The 17,428-nt window shown below is 55.4% G+C and carries 5 protein-coding genes; all 5 read left to right on the forward strand.

Going from position 1 to position 17,428, the window contains the following annotated elements:
• Positions 1-397 precede the first annotated feature (397 nt).
• Positions 398-766, forward strand: coding sequence for a hypothetical protein (locus tag LMS44_RS19480; RefSeq protein WP_022521864.1), 369 nt, complete (start codon positions 398-400; stop codon positions 764-766).
• A gap of 126 nt (positions 767-892) precedes the next feature.
• A complete protein-coding gene (locus LMS44_RS19485; protein WP_138799355.1) occupies positions 893-1,663 on the forward strand; it encodes a hypothetical protein in 771 nt (256 codons plus the stop codon).
• Positions 1,656-5,252 carry a hypothetical protein gene (locus LMS44_RS19490; protein WP_498946167.1) on the forward strand — a complete coding sequence of 1,199 codons (3,597 nt, stop codon included), beginning with the start codon at positions 1,656-1,658 and terminating at the stop codon, positions 5,250-5,252. Before LMS44_RS19485 ends, LMS44_RS19490 begins: the two co-directional genes overlap by 8 nt.
• Positions 5,249-6,655 carry a hypothetical protein gene (locus LMS44_RS19495; protein WP_022521861.1) on the forward strand — a complete coding sequence of 469 codons (1,407 nt, stop codon included), beginning with the start codon at positions 5,249-5,251 and terminating at the stop codon, positions 6,653-6,655. The genes LMS44_RS19490 and LMS44_RS19495 overlap by 4 nt, the downstream gene beginning before the upstream one ends.
• Positions 6,656-6,665: 10 nt before the next feature.
• Positions 6,666-17,426, forward strand: a complete 10,761-nt coding sequence (locus LMS44_RS19500; protein WP_138799353.1) for a LysM peptidoglycan-binding domain-containing protein — start codon at positions 6,666-6,668, stop codon at positions 17,424-17,426.
• The last annotated feature ends 2 nt before the right edge of the window (positions 17,427-17,428 follow it).

Raw genomic sequence — 17,428 nt, forward strand, 5'->3', positions numbered from 1 at the left:
ACAGCGCCGGCCAGGTGACGTATTCAATAGCCCCAACCTTATAACTCAAAGGTTAACTAACAAGCTAACTATTCACCAACCTGAAAGTCCAAAGCCAAAAATCAATAACTTAATACCATGCAGATAAAATCCCATACCGAAAAAATATTAAGTTGTTGATTATCACGATCTTTCAATCACCAGCATGTTTCACTTATTATTAACAAAAACAAAATTCAAACAAAATCAACAGCATAGATGAAAAAACCAAATAAATAGTAAAAAATAATACTTTTTAATTGGATTGACGTTGACACTTTTCATCCCATGAACCAATACTTACTTAGACCACTAAAGTAGTGCGTCGCCTTGCATATAAATGATCTTTAACTTATGCCTATATTAGGGAGAAAATACCATGAGCGATACTCTGACAGCTGAACTGATGACAAGCGCGCCGCTGAAATTCAGCTATTCAATCACCCCAGAAGTATCTATCGACACCACCGTGAGCGGTGATTCCCGTCAGAACGCAACAGTATCGATTATTTATGGATCGATGACGCTATGGTCGGGCACCATGACTCAGTTTGCTCCAGAGATTACAACCCCTTTCGAAATTAAGGCAGGCTCTATCACCATCGAAGAAGGCGGCACCTTTACGCTGACGATACCAACATCAATGCAGAACGGGGCGGTAGCGGCAAACTTAAAGATCAAGACGGCCACGAGTACAGTGCCTTTCAACGCCCTTGTTGCGAGCTGGCCGCTTTCCTCAGCGAATTAATCCTAACCACAACGCCTACGCTTTGGCTCAAATGCCAGAGCGTAGTCTTTGCGCAGTCTCTGCGTAGCGCTGTCGTCACCTTGGCGCACGGACTGGGTTTATCGACCTATGATCGGATCTGCAGTCATGACGCAAGCCGAAAAACTGCTGAATGGGCGTCCTCGTGCACTCAGCACAGATGAGGTGATTGAATTTTTCAACGCCCTAGCCCCGTATCAAGCCACCGCGGGGCCTCTCACCATTGAAGCAAAAGTCGCCCCTGGTATGGGCCAGGTCGTTGTTAAGCTAGCACTGGCTGGCCGAGAAATGGGCAAGCGCCTGCTCGGTTATACGGAGCCGGAGCTGATCCTGAATCTCGCCAACGATGAAGCCACTGCAACGGGAAAAATCAAGCTTGAGCTTAAGGCCGCGCCGCATTTCTCTTCTTTGGAGGCCGACGTCAGCGCCACGCAGTCGGGGCAAACTTTTTGCTTTAAAGGCGATATCGCTTCTTGGCAGGCCAAAGGTCTGCCGGTAGTCGGCCACTATGTTACCCAGCTCGACGCTACTCTCACCGCCAATACCACTGTGCGGGGAGTCTCCGCCAACACGGCAAATTTCGAATTCCTCTTCCAAGGCAGCGCGGTTGCCGCCATGACGACGACCCAACTCGCACCGGTGCAGGTCTACCCGGATGAGATCAGCGCCGGCAACCTACACATAGCCAAGGGCGCGAAGATCACCCTGGCTGTGCCAACCGAGATAGGGCCCGGCATGCTGTTCCTGCAATGTTTCTTTAAGACCGCCACCACCCCGGAAACACAGGTCTCAGCCTCGGTGGCTAACATCGCCTGGCCTCAAGTCGCCGCCCCTCAAAGGGTGTCCGATGAAGCGCGCGAAGGAGATCCGCATGACTGATGAGCCATTTTTTGCCCAAGACTTCACTAGCGCGCTCTATACGCTAAAACCAACTAGAGAGACAGTTGGATGGGTTGGCTTTATTTACCGCGGCGATAGCAGTCCCCCTGCCACCTTGGGCTTGCCGGAAGCCTTCAACGCGGGCTATTTCCTATTTTCGACCGACTCGCCACCGCTAAAAAACAAAGCTGAAGCTGAGACCTTTATCACTGCCGTACAGGAGTGGCTGAATGACAAGTTCGGCATCGGTAATCCGCAACGCTTTACCGGATCAGCGGTGTTGTGGATGCCCGACACGGCAACGCCGACATTTGGAGCGCCAAACGAGACCACAATCACATTTTTCCAGGGCCTCAGCACCACTTCCACAGCCAGCAATTACAATTTACATTTCGGCCAACTTACCCTATCGATCCCTCGCCAAGTCACGCTAACGATGCGAGACGAAGGGCTGCTATTCCGGCAATCCGGAGCGCAGCAGATTGCATTTAACACAGACGATGGCTTCGGCGCACCGGAGGCCGAGAGCGATCTGGTCATTCCATTTCAGGGAGATCTCGCTGGCTGTCTAACCGTTAAGGGATTAATGACACGGACAAATAAGTGGAGTCCGATCAGCTATTTCGAGACGGGCTTTCACTATCTCTATGCTGATGGCAAGGGCGCTGAACAGCGGCAAATATATCCATTATTCGAGGTTACCAAGGAACTGCCCGCGCTCAGCTTTTCCGCCGCACTCGACCCCCTGGATAAGCTAAATACTGGCGCACTCTCTGACCCCAGCATTGGCCTTTACCGTAGCCTGTTTGGCTTTGCCGACGGTACCGATATCGCCAGCTGGTTTCGTGATAAACATGGCAACCCGGTCGGGCTGGTGGCACAAGGTGGTTACGGTGAAGATGACTTACCCGTGAGAAACTGCGGGGCGCTGGTATTCCAAACTCGGGATAGAGCTAATGGCCCATTTGCAAAGGTCTATTTCGCGCCAGCCGGCGACTATGCTCTCAGCACTAACGGAAGTGGCCTGGTACTGCCTGGACTGTTCGGTTCGGAGCTGCTCCAAATCACCCCCTACAAGGCCGGAGCCTCCTACGACCGGGTACAGTTCCAACCCAATTGCTCAGCCTACGCGCCGGTTTTCCCCTTCCCCAGTGCCAGTCTCGACGATCCGGGCGCGGCCGTGCCCAAGCAGCGGCTCATCACAGACTACACCACTAGCCATGGCGCTATTATCAATGGCCCGAGAGGTGCAGCAGCCTATCTAGCGCAGCCACAAGGCAGCCCGCTATATGCTCCGGGTGCAAGTGCTAAAGCAGGCACCCTTGCGGTACTTCCACCGCTGCCAACCCCGTCGCCAATCGCTCAGCCAGCGAATGCAAAGTTACTGCTGCCCTTCGCACCTTATGCCGGGCTGACCAAGGACAACGACGGTTTCCCTGACGACCTGGTCGGTACTTTCGAAAGCCAGATTCTGAGTGCAGAGCGCAAAGCCCTACTAGGGGTGTCCAGTATCCGCGCCGTGGTCGAGCTTAGGGCGGCGAAGGACAACAGCGCAATACCGAACACCCACGATGTGACACATCAATCGACTACCCCCCAGGGGCTTTACGCCGAGATCGCCACAGCCTCAGCGGGAGGGGCCGAGGCGCTCTACCAGAAGATATTTTTGGCCAAGTCGAACGCGAAGAAGCCAGCAACCGACGAAGTAGATTTTGGCTTTATCGAGCCCGATGCCGATTTACAGAACCTTTTCCAAACCAACCAACTGTTGGCCGTCATCGTCAATCCAAAGCACCTTGGTGAACCTTCTCCAGCCAATGCCACCGCTATCTTTGAGCGTGATGTGGTCATCGCAGATTGGGGCATGACGGCAGCGGTTGGCGATAGCCTCAATACTACCGCCTACAGCAATATCCTGATTCTAAAATACTGCGATGGGGCATTGACCGAAAGGGTCAAAAATCCTAATCAGTGGGTCGGAGTGGATGACTTCTCGCTAACTGGACAGGGGGATGCCGCTACTGCACTGGCTGGGCTTTCGTCCTATCTGCAAACCTATCTAAACGAAGGAATCAAAGAGGCAGAAGAAAGGAGCAACACGCTTTACGCTAACTTCGCCCGGATTGTGCAGGATCCAAACTGGCAAGGCTTTATCGTCCTCAAGGCAAAGGTGGATCCATCAGGCTTTCCCGACCAAATCAAGGGACTAACGGCAGGCATCGATTTTTCTCGCTTCGAAGCGCATCACTTCGGCGCAACTGCCAGCCGGGTGAGCGTCGACGGCACCCAGGTGACCATGCAGGTGCCAAGCAGCCTGTTCGGCCTGATCGATTATCAACTGCCCCAGTACCAAGCTTATGTTGCTGCGGGTGGCAATCCGGAGATGCCCCAGGCGCTCGCTACCCAAGGTGACTTTGGCTTCACCGTGCTGCAGCTGCAGACGCTGTTCGAGAATGCCGCGCAGACTGACTTTCGTAGCCGTATTCAGCTCACCATGAATCAGTTGTTTATGTCGCCGGTTACCAAAGGTTACGGCTCAATTGGTAAACTGCCTGCGACGGCGGTGGTGCTACGTGGCAGCTACCAGCGCCAAGGGGCAACTCCCGTCTATGTGTTCGAACAAAACAACACCAATGTGTTCGAGCTGAACAACAGCGCATTGCCAAGCCTGGCGCTACAGCGGGTGGTATTCAATACCTTATCGACGGATAAAAGCGGCACTATCCGCAGCCGCTTTATAATGAACGGTATTTTCGAGTTCGCCCAGCTTTCAGTGGCCGACAACGATACCACTCGTCACGTCGACCTCCTCTCCTTCGGCCTGCCTGAGGGTGCCGAGGTCAACGACCCACCGAGCGGCCTCGCCTTCTCGGGCCTGGAAATCGCTATGAGCTCGCCGATTGATGCGCCCAATGCGGTGACCTTTACCTTTGAGACCGAACGGCTCGGGTTGGATGCGGGTGCTAGCAAGGCGCGCGACCATAGCCTGTTCAAGGATCTTGCCCTCAGCGTCTCAGGCTTTATCGCCGGTGCGGAAGACAAGCGGCCAATCGACTTTGGCTACCTTCCCGTGGGCATTGAGCCGAAAGTTCAGGCAATCTCCGGCCCCTGGTACGGCATCAGCTATACGGTAAGTATGGGTACGCCGGGAGCTCTAGTCTCCGCTGCCGGTTTCTCCTCAAAGATGCTACTGGCCTGGGCGCCGAGCTCGGGCAAGGGTGCGGCGGCCCCTGCGGTCTTCGTCGGTCTGCAACTGCCGGGCGCAGCGCCCGGTGCCAAGCTTCTCTCCATTCAGGGAGTCATGAAGCTTTCCATCGATAGCTTACTGCTGCGTCAGGAGGCCATAACCGCTGACCAACGGGCTTTCGTATTGCGGCTCAACAATATCGCACTCTCCTTCCTCGGGTTGGCGAAGTTGCCCTCCAGCCCAATTAACTTCTTCCTATTCGGTGACCCAACAGGCAGCGGTGCCTTGGGGTGGTACGCCGCCTATATCGACAAGGATGCGGCTCAGAAAAAATTGTTGGCTCCAGCAAAGCAAATAGGCCACGCACCTGATCAGCCGCAGGACAAGGAGACATCGTCATGACCCGGGTAATGGTTTGGAATATTGATCAGTTCGACATCACCAAGCTGCAAGCAATCGGCTTTAACGATGATCCGATCTACGGTGTGAAACCATTTGAAATGTCCCTGGGCCATCAATCCTATATCTCGTCAAACCTCATGCCAATTCATCCGGGCGGAATCGCTATAGCGCCGGACATTTTGGTAATTCTAGAAGTTTCAACCCTCCATCAACCCCAAAACAACATCCCTGGGTTGCTTGACGATGGTTTGGGTGGGCAAGGCGCAACCGATCTTCTGGATATCATTCGCGGGGCAACTGGAAACAACCACTGGATGCTGGTGCCGCCCCTACAGACGGGCGTCTCTGACTCCGTTGCAGTCTACTACGACAGTACCCATTTGGCTTTCGCTGGCCCTAGGATCTGGCCTGGAGCGCAGGGCCCAGCCGTAGATCCGAACCAAATTCCGGCTCCAGCCACTGCGGCCTACCCGGGTATGTTTGCTGGCGTGCTACCCAACCGGCAAGTTCCTGCCACACTGCCAAACGCGGGTGCTCAGGAAGATATCTGCGCCGCGAATACAACATTCCACGTAGCCCCTGGCTATCCAAATGCCGGAAACGTGGTCAATTTTGGAAATAACCGCACGCCCTATCAAGTCTCATTCGGGGAACTGGACGGCACCGGTACAGTTATCCGTCAAATTGATTTATTCGCTGTACATGGCCCCGCCAACAAGGGGCGTGCACGCACTTTCATTCAGCAGCTTTCGCAGCTAGCTGAAGTTGCCGTAGCTCCAACGGCGAACCAAGTTAAAGTTGTGCTTGGCGACTTCAATCTAAATTTGACAGAGAACATTCAAAATGCGGCCCAGCACCAACTTCAGCAAGAAGCTTCCTATGTCAACCTGACCGGTCTTGGCTATCAAATGGCGCTCACAGTCCCCGCCCCCGTACCCTACGACCCAACCGATCCGCAAACCTTTAGCGGTTACACAGGTTATTTCGCCACCCACATGCGCACCCTAGCCCAAGCAACCTATTGGTATGTAAGCAATACGGCGGACTTTTATCCTGGATACGGCATCATCGGGTCAGGTTCTTCATCGGTTCGCGACTATTCCTACGACAATATCTTGGTTCGTTTCGGCATGACCGCTGGCGGCCCGATGGGTGAAGTCAGCGTAATGAACGGCATTGTGCCGCAGCCCTTTGCACAGGTTAATCCGCCGCCGCACAACGCTCCAGCAGGCTTTTACACTTGGCCCGTACAGATGGCAGATCAGCGCTACGCTAACCCGCCTGATCGGATCATCGACCAGACCCGTAACGAGGCCAGCGATCAAGCCATTCTTAGGCAGTGGAACAACTACGGCCGCATTATATCCACCTCCGACCACATGGCGCTGATCGCGACGATTTAGGAGCTCCCCCATGGCTGATCCAACTCCGATCCAAAAGCTGCGCGACGCCTTCGCCAATGCGCCAGACGGCCCAGTGATTCTCAACGACACCTTCTGGGTCAACGCCGGATTGGTGCCACCGGAGAACTTTACGGCTGACATAAAAGCTGCCTTCCGACTTAGCGACGATACCAACGGGTTGGAGATCACCTACAGCCGCGCCTCGGTCAGCGAAGTAACCAGCGGGAGCTTCTCTATCCCGGAGGTCTCCCTGACTTTCCTTAACGCGCCGACCAGTCAGACTTATATCATAGGCAAGGATAACGACAGCGATACACCGATTCTCGGTATCGATGTCGCGCCACAAGAATGGCAGTTGAAGGATTTCTTCACCGCTATGAGTGGCTACCCCTACAGCGTATTGGAGCAGATCGAACAACGGTTTTTCTATACCACGGCGGAACAGTCCTTAGACTTCAACGGGGCATCGGTACCCATGGCCACGGGCCAGAACCTGTATGGCAACTTTGTGGTGCCCAGCACGGTCAAGCTTATCCTCGACCTGATCCAGGGCCTGCCGAACCCGTCCGACCTAGTGCTATCGGGACCAGTCAGGCTTAGTTCGGCTGATCTTAAAAACACCTTCGTTCCAGAAATGGATGTCTCAGCTGGCATTCCTTCGGCAGGCGACCTCAAGCTGTTTTTCATTGATGTGTCACTGCCCCGCATCGGCTTTGTCGTCAAAACAGTGGAAGGCGAGCTGCCGGCAGAAGAAGGGGAAGCTGCCGAAAAGACCTACAACCAGAATCCGCAATATTTTGTCGAAGCCGTCGTCACGCTGCAGTCCGTCGACGAGGGGACAGAGATTCCTGTGCTGCTGCGTAGCCTGATTCCCAAAGCCGCCGAATCACCGTCAGGAACCAGCGCCCGTTACAGTTACGCCTTCTCGATTGCGGCTGCCGACAGTGACAAGCCGATTACGCCGAGCGCAGTCATCGCGCTGATGGCCGGCCAGAGCTATTTCCGCTCGGTGCCGCCGGTACTGCAGGAATATCTCGCCAGCGTGCAAATGCAGGGCTTTCAGATTGCCGGACCAGCCAGCCCGACAATGGGGGTGACGAGCCTCGCCGCCCAGCTTGGTTCGGTACAGGGCAAACCGATTCCGCTGTTCATTGATCCAACATCCGGCGAGCAATTCGAGATCCAAGCATTCTCGTTCAACTGGCGTATGCAGATGGCGGGCGATAAACCCAGCAAGACCTTCGCCAATTTTTCCGCCCTCTTTACGTTATTCCCCGACATTTTCCGCCAGAAGGATGGCTCGCCGGGTGGTGAATTCCGCATTCAGATCGACCAGGATCTTAATTTTAACGGCAACTTCGATGGCAAGGCGTCCATGAATGACGTCCTGATGGGTGTCACCGGCGGCGCCATCGGTATGCCACAAGGCGTAGAAGTAGAATTTTCCGATATTATTATCGCCGTTCAGACCAGTGAAAAAGCCTACCAGTTAGGCTTTACCGTAGATGCCTCGCTGGACGTGCCTTTTATCCAGACACCGGATGGGCAGAAGCTGGTCGAAATCAGCAACATGGCCTTTAAACTCGGCGCCAGCACACCGAACCGCACGGATAATCAAAAGGGGGCGACCGTCTACACCGGTTCCATCGACGGCCAGGTTAAGGTTGGGCCGCTCTCTGCTTCTATGCGCGTCGACTACGACGGTACTGCACAACCGCCGGTCTGGAGTCTCGACACTGCTCTTTTGGAGCCGGTCTCAATCAGCGATTTGCTGAGGCAATTTTTTGATGCCTACCAACTGCCAGATTTTATCCCCGGTGATCTGACCGTCGAGGCATTTGCACTGAATGCAGAAATCCCAGTGGTCTCTTCCAATCCCAAAGACAACAAGGCTAGCACTGCGCTTATTCGTCCAGCCAGGCATGTGGCGGGCCGCCACCTGGGCGCTGGCTGGACAAGCCCCGTGCGCCCGGTCGGGGCACTGACCAATGCCCAGTATCGTGCAGCGCTTCCCATACTTGCCGAAAAGCAGCAGCAATCGTCTTACAAAATCTCTGGAAAACTTAGCTGGAACTTCCAACTGACCCCAGACTTCCCGGTGGCAACGCTGGCAGACATCGGCTTGCAATATGATGGCAACCGTCAGGCGGGAACGGAGTTTTCCGGCCAGATCATTGGCACCATTACCCTCGACACCATCGGCGCCACGGTCGAGATCGGCTACCGTTTCGGCCCAGCCAAAAATGATGTCCAGAGCCTTGTGATGCCAATGACCCAGGCAATGCGTGACGCCGTCGCGGCCGAACAGTACAGTCAAGTACTGTGGATGGCTTGGAAGGGCTTTCGCGCCGAATATTCATTCACTGAAGAGACCATCACCTTCTCGATGAACGGCTGGACCGTCGGCGGTCTCGTTACGGCGCTGATGGAGATGTTGGGCGATCCCTATTTCACCCTGTCGAGCCCCTGGGATATGCTCAATACGATCTCACTCGATGGGCTGTCGATCAGCTTTGATCTGAAGAGTGGCGTCAAAAACCGGATTAGCGCTCATTATAAGCTACCATCATCGATCAACCTGGGCTTCCTTACTGTCCATGGTCTCGTCTTCCGCCAGGTCGACGGCAAGACCACACTGGTGATCGATGGTAAGACGCAGATCCCCGGTCTTGAGAATGAACCGCTGTTTAACAAAGAGAGCGAAGGACAGGACGTCAAGAACATGCCGGATGTTCCCGGGCGCGGGAACAGCTACTTCCATCTTTACATGATGGCACTCGGTCAGCGGGTGGCCATCTATGACCCGGGTGCTTTCGATTCCACCAAAGCCGTGATTAAAGCACTGGCAGATATTCCGCCCTCCGACGGCCCTGGTATACCGTTCGATCCGAGCCAGCAAAAGAGTGGACAGCCCTACTACAACCCCTCCTCTAACTGGTTGGCAGCGCTCCACTTCGGTGTGCTTAAGATTCCGGCCACGAACACCTATTCGGTTGATATGCAGATCGTCTTTAACGATCCCAATCTTTACGGCCTGCGCATTGCTCTCAACGGGGAAAAGGTCAAGGTCTTAGATGGTCTTGAGATCGACGTTCTCTACAAACGTATCACCGACGATATCGGGCTTTATCAAATTGAATTCACGCTGCCAGGGGTTCTGCGTAACCTCGATTTTGGCGCCTTTAAGGTCACCCTGCCAGTTATCGGCATCCAGATCTACACCAATGGTGATTTCCTAATCGACTTCGGTTTCCCGAAAAATATGGACTTCAGCCGATCTTTCAGAGTTGAAGCAATCATCTATGGTGTTCCGGTGTTGGGTTCTGCTGGCTTTTATTTCGGCAAGCTGTCCAACGCTACCGCACCGAACCTACCGGTAACGACGAGAGGTACCTTCCACCCGGTCATCGTCTTCGGCTTCGGTGCAGAAATTGGTCTCGGGCGCTCGGTTGAGTACGGCATTCTGAAGGCCGGTTTCTCAATCACTATCTTCGGCATCATTGAGGGCACGCTTGCGGCCTGGCACCCCTATCAACTAACCCACCCCTATCAACTAACCCGCTCCAGCAGCTCAAACGAGGTGCAGGGTGACTATTATTTCAAGCTGACAGGCACCTTCGGATTAATCGGCCGGCTCTATGGGTCGATCAACTTTGCAATTATCAAGGCTGATTTGGATATCACGGTGAAAGTGTATATCCAGATCACCTACGAAAGCTTCCGTAAGATCCCCTTGATGTTGGCCGCCGAGGTTAACGTCTCGGTCAAAGTTAAAATCGACCTCGGGCTCTTCTCTATCTCTATCAGCCTGTCATTTGCGGCTACGATTCGCGAAGAGCTGACAATTGGCAGTGATAGCCAGGCGCCATGGGACGATCCATCACGCCAACTGCCCGAGGCAGTGTTTATTGGCGTGACTGCAGATGGCGCTTATCAGCGCCAGCGTCGTTTGCCTGTGCCCCGCACGCTATTCGACTACGGCATTTATCACCGAGCTTTCCGCCTCGATGCCACGCAAGGGTTGGCGCGTATGAAGCGCCAGCAAAGCCTCACCGCAAGCCCGGACACTCTGGAGATCACCCTAGCGACCCAGATGACGGTTCTCGGTGCGGAAAATGCTGGCTACGCTCAGCAAGAAGGTGCCCTTGTAGTACTGTTCTCAATGGATGCACCAGAGCAACCCACTGAAGGTACATCCCCAGCGGGAGATGGCGCCGACACCTCCTTTGGTAAGCTCTGTGCCCAACTATTGCCATGGATCCTGCATAGCGTAACGCATGAGACCGGACTGCCACTGCCGAGCACGGCCACCGGCACCCTGTCACGTGCGGCGGTTGAGGGTATCCTGCAAACCCTGTCAGATCCTGACATTGAACCCTTCACTCCTGCACAGATTGAGGCCTTTCTGGCAGAAAACTTCACCGTGAAGATCAGTTTGCCCGACGCCAATCTAAGCGAGGAGCGACGATCGGCACTCAATGCTGGCGCTACGCTGTTCCCGGCGTTGCCATTTTTGCGCCTCAGCGTGCCGGATCCTACCCAGGACACTGGCGAAGTAACGATCGACCTAAGTGCCTATGTTAGTGCTGACACCGATTATCAGATGTTAGTACGCCAAATTTTTGCCGAAACGGCCGCCAATGTTGATAGCGAGACCGATGGCGATGGCACACAAACACTCGACCAGAGCGCTAGCCCTTCAGTGCCGATGGCAGCCACGATACTCACCGACTACATTGTCTTGCTGGCCAGGCAGCTGGTTCAGCGGGCACTCGACGTCTTCGATGACTACCCCTATCCGCTGACCGACGAGACCTCGATCAATACAATTGTAAACTGGGCGAATAATATGCTGGCTGATCAACTCAATGCCGCAGACTTGATCGCGTCCAATATGACCTATCCACTGACGGCGGGACTGACACTTAAGCTGGCGAGTATCCCATATATGGTGCAGTCGGGTGACACGCTGCAAGCCATTGCTGGCCGTTATGGCATTGAGCCGGCGAGCCTGATCACTAAGAACCGGAGCCAAAATAACCTGATCGCCTCCGGAATCACTGTCGAGCTCAACGATAAGGTCTATAACACTCAGCCCGGCGACGACTTCAATGCTATCGCCGCAGGTGTGGGCCTAACGCTCAAGGCGCTTGCTCAGGAGACGCAGCTTTACACCCAAGCAGGACTGCTCGCCGCAGCCGTACAGACTTGTGTTCCCGATGTTGCCTATACGACCAGGGATGAAGATACCATCGCGACGATCCTGGCACGCTACCATGTGCCGAAGGAAAGCTTCTTGACCGCCAGTACCATGGCCAAAGCGAATCTGTTCCGAACCGACACGGATCTAGCCTTCGCCGTACCGCGGCTCTCTGTGCTCCCCGAGGACAGCCTTTGGCCGTCCATCGTCGCCACCGGCTCACTCGGCCAAACCGCCGGCATGGCTGCGCGCTATATGTTGCACGGTATGCGGCTTCCGGTGGCACCAGGACTCACGTTACCAAAAGATTTTCTCTACGGCGCACCCTATTGGGATACTCAAACCGCTTACAGCCTCTATCAGTTGACCGGCCAGCAGGTACCACTGGCGAACCGCAGTGACGACTATACGATCACCCTTAGCCGCCCCGATACGCCAGATTACGATTGGATCAGTATTGGCAGCAGCACGTCAGCAAGTTTCGATAACATTTCCCAAGCCGGTTTGCTAACCCAGGTAGTCGATACCGCCCGCACCAATGGCTACAAGCCACGCGTCGAGGCGCTGATGATAACACCGGAGACAGAACTGGAACCGCGCAGCTATGGTATGGCGACCTATGTACCATGGAAGACCGCCGATAGCGCGGGGCTTGCAGCGGTTTGTGCGCCTCCGGCGGGACAAAGCAAAGTCGCCGACCAAGCCAGTGCGCCCCAGGCAAGCCCGATCCTTTTCGAACTGTCACCAGCGCTACAACAGATCATTGAGGCAAACCAGGCCGCGCTCGCAGCCCAGGGCTTGTCCTTCAGCGAGATGCAACCTTATCTGCCGCCGCTGATTCCGGAAGTCGGCACCACAGACCCGGCCACGCAGAAGACCGCCTTCCAACCGATTGATGACTACAGTTTCGCGACACGGATCGACTTCCGCATCAAGGCATTAGCACAAACAGCTGATCAGGCACCGCAGCGGCCTGACGCCAATGACATCGTACCGCCGGGGCCGGGGAATAGCGGCTCGCCAGCACAGGACTTCGCGCCTTATGCCTATGAGATTATTGGCCCCAACCCAGGGGAGTCGGTACTGCTGGAGCGATTACTGACCTCCATGGCAAGCATCGGCGAAGACCTTGTCAGTGGCTTGTTCCTGACCTATGCCGACATCAATAATGGCGTACCGGGGCTAACCAGCCAGGCGCCGTCTGACTTCCTGTCTTACATCGTACAGTCGAACCTTTCCACCGAGACCAACCCTCCGGCAGGTGCATTTCGTGCCAATGCCCAGTTCGCCGAGGAACCACCGACGGGGATCGCTATGGCCCCAGCGGAGTTCATCAAGCTGCTGTGGGAACTTAGTACCGTTAATTCAGGTGGTAGTTTCCTGTTCTATCAAAACCTCGTCACCGGCTCTGGGCTGCCAACGGGCTTATTCGATAACGACGGTACAGCGACGCTGACACTGGTGATCACCTTACGCCGTGATGCTGCGTTGCAATCGGCGACAAGGGTCTTCAACGCAGTGAACGCCCTAGTCACCTCGGCACCAATCGATCCAAAATCCTCGGTGGTGCAGCTAACCGGCACTTCGGCACCAGCCCCCAGCGGCGATGTCTCCGGCCTGACACTCTCCGAGATTACTGCGGCCTATGGGCTCGACTTGGCGGGTCTGGCTAAGGCCAACCCCAGGGAGACGCTCACCGCAGGTGCTCATGTCCCTATCTCCGGCCTCATTGCCCAATTGACACCGCAACAGGCGTCCACAGCCGACCCGCTACAGACGCTTGCCGACTATTACTCTGCTGGCTGCGTTCCAGGCCAAGGCGTAACCAAGGCCGACATTATGGCTTGGAATCCAGGAATTTCGGTGGCTCCCCTGTCGATTTTCCGCCTTCCACCTTTCACTTACCAGATTGGTGGTGCCCCAGGCTCGACGCTCACCGACATAGCACGCTATTTCAACACTTCATTGGCCTCATTGATTTACGGCGCGCGCAATACGGCGGGGCTCTTTGGAGATGTGGTTAACATCGACCCTCTAGCCTTAGCGGCCAAACCCAACCTTGGTCTCGGTAATGCTGGCTTCAGTCTACAACGCGAGCGCGGTGCGATACCGCAGCTCCCGGAAAACCCGACAACAGCAGACCTGAAAACCTATACCCAAGACACGTTACTGCAACTTTATCAGTTGCTCAGTGCGCAGATCGTCGCTACGCCCTATTTCGATGCCAGTCAGATGGGAGCCTCCTTCGGCCCGAAGGATCCACCGGCCGAACCGAGTTCTACGCCACGCTCGCGGATTTTAAAGCGACAAGCGCTGGCAGAGGATACGCCTTATCACTACAGCCAGACCCTCGGCTTCACCGGTAAGGCATTGACCAATGCCGTACCGGGCGATACCAGCCTGCTTGATCCTTCTGGCAATCCTTACCTTGGTATCGGAACGCCGCTAACGTTGGCGCTAGACTGGCTAGACCTGTTCGGCAATCGGATCCCCAACCCCTTTAACACGGTTGAGCAGGAAACAACCCCGCCTTATGGCACCCTGGGGACAATGCTAACCTGTTCCGATGCGCTGATTCCTATCGATGCCTGGCCCTCGACTACCCGGGCCTATACTTACTCCGGCGACGCTGGAGCGCCCCAACTTAGCGTCGAACTGGTATTCGACCCGACGCCTTATGAGCCAGATACCCAACTCAGCCGCGCAAGTGACCTGCATATAGTCCGTGCTGGAGACACACTACCAGTATGGCAACGCACCGCTCGCTGTGATCTCTCCCAACTGACGCGGGTCTACTTTCAACTTATCCAGGACTATACATCACTCGGGATGATGGGGTTGGACGGCCCGGTGGTCACCATGGCCTTCGAAAATTCGCTGATGGCCGAGAAGACCCAACCGCTGACGTCAGCCGAACGTGAACAGATCCTAGCCTATCTGAGCGCGGCGATTACCTATCTGACCGCACGTGCGGATGGTCACACGGCAACGCCACCTGACAAAACGACGATTACCCGCAGCATCGACCTCAACGAGATCGACACCACGGCAGACATTCATCAGCTTGAACTCGGCCTCAGCTTTACCCGACAGGCCGAATGGGTAGCACCTAACCTGCGCACCGTGCGTGGAGGATTGCGAGCGGTCTCCAACATTCCCGCCAATGGGCTTATCGAACTGCCGCAGCCAAACCTCAAGGCAACGGACGAGACTCAAACCTATCCAGTGGCACTGACCGAGTTCGCACTGCGTTTTGAAAAGACCTTCCAGACTGAGAACTGGCAGATGCGAGTCGGTACAGGTTCACCTGACCCAAGTACGTCCAGCACCAGTAACGGCTCGACCGTCTGGGCGGTGCGCATGGCCAAGCCAGATGCAGCAACGCCGGCAGGTATCGGCTACAAGATTGGCAACACGGCGAGCTATTTTGCACCGTTACCTATCGCGTCGAACTTGGTCACCATCGAGGTCGACTTGCGCCCTTACGAAACAGGCACGCCCTATCCAGCTTCCGATTCAGGCACACTCACCACCTTCACCAGCGTTGATCCAAATGTTTGGCTGGAGGAGGTGTTAACAGCGGTCGATGATGTACTGGCAGCGTCCTTTTCAACGCCGCTCTACCAGCTCGACCGGCTACTCGGTTTGACCGACGAGCCCGAGACCAAGCAAGATGGCCTGCCCATCGAGCCCGAAAAAACGGGGTATCTGTGGCGCCTGCTTGAGCACAAGAAGGCCCTTGCTCACGCCATTTCATCAACCGCCACCTCGGTACTTGTTGGCGGTGACGACAGCTTGCAACCGGCTGCAATTGAGAAACTAAAACAGGCTCTTTTGAACCGGCTCAGCAGCGCAAACTCGCTGACGGCAGTGGCGGTTCTACCAGTAACGGGTACTTCATACGCCCCTCCGCTGGGACGCGCCGATGTGCCACCGCGCTTGTTCGGCCAACCCAGTGCAACACTGACAGGAGCCAGCACAGAGCTACCTAACGACAACTTCTCCCTAACCACCGGCAAGATCCCGCTGACCCAGGGTGAAGACACCAGCACTCTGGCCTTTCTTGCCACCTCCCGGTCAGCCGACTCAGAGAGCTATGTAGAGTTGAAACTCGATTACACCCTCACCCACATTGAGTATGACATCCGCGGCGTCGCAGGGATCGAAAACTACGAACAGTCGAACTGGATCTCTCTGCTCACCGGGCCGATCACCACACCCATTAAACCTGCCAAGGGCGATAGCTTTTCCATTCCGGTAGCGTTACGTGCCTTGCCACAACCCGCTACGGTTGAAGTGCAGACCGGCATCCCGAGTATGGCTACGCCGCAAAGCCCAGCCGAACTCAAATCCTGGCGCTACGACTTCACGTATCTGCTACAGCAGGCGGCCCAGGATTCAGTCATGGCCGATGTCGTCTTTAACCAAGATGCCAGCATCTCCGACGATGATCTGGTAGGCGCAAGCAAGGATAAGGCACTTTTCGATGCCCTGGCCCAATTTGTAGCGATTTATCCAGCGGTAGCGCGCGATCTGGAGTCCTACCTGCGGCCAGTCAGCGGCAAGACTTCTGCCGCGGATCCATCGGTCGCCTTAGCCAAGGACGCCATTGCGGCCTTCGAAGCCGTGACGTCGAATGTCGCCACGGCCTACGATGAGTGGGCCAGGGGCAAACTGACCGCCCAGTTCGCCAAGGCCGCACCGCGCGTTGAATACACCTTCGAGATACTGCTGACACCTTCCGACGAAGGCCACGCCCAGGTCGAGATCATTCCGCAGCGTTTTGAGATCAGCCAGGAGAGCAAAGACAATTTCCTCTCCCTGGCCCAAGTACTTATCAACTCGCAGAGCTACGAGCCACACGAAATCCACAGCACGCCCGCAACGGGAGCCGTAGTGTGGCAGTACAAGCGACGCGAAGGGGCAAACCCAGACCTGCCCGAATGGCTTGCCTACGAAACCGCCCGCACCGACTCCGAACGTCAGGTCGGCTTCAACGACCTCGACCTGTTCGCATTGCAAAGCGGGTGGGCTTCAATCCAAGTCATGCGCAACCGACATCTGTCACCAGACCTTGATGTTAAAACCACGCCAGCGTTCGAATTCACCACAGCACCGGCGAAATTCGCCAACCCTCTGGTACCACTGATCAGTATTCCGAACTACACCCTGGACGGGGATACTCCGCGCACAGTGACCCAATGGCTTGAGCCTTTTTTCAATCAACTGCTCGCGCCGCTACCCCAAGTACCTATTCAGGAGCCGTTACTGGTACGGATTGAGACCACCTACCGCTACAATCTGGTTGGCGAACAACATATCCCAGACACGGTCTTGCCGCTGTCGCTTTTGGCGCCAACCTCGACCGAAGGAAAGACCGACCCGAGTTTCATCGCTACGGTCGGAGACTATGCTCAAAGCTGGTTCAACGACACAAAGCCACTAGTCAACGCAAGCGCTGGTTTCAGCTTCGATATTACCGTTTTCTCAGCGGCCAGCAGCGCTAGCCTGCCATTGTTGAGAATTTCTAACCTATCGCTGGCAGCAAGCCTCGTGAAACCCAACAAATGATT

Origin of the sequence: Halomonas profundus (genome assembly GCF_020865425.1) — a bacterium.
In the GTDB taxonomy this organism is placed as follows: domain Bacteria; phylum Pseudomonadota; class Gammaproteobacteria; order Pseudomonadales; family Halomonadaceae; genus Vreelandella; species Vreelandella titanicae.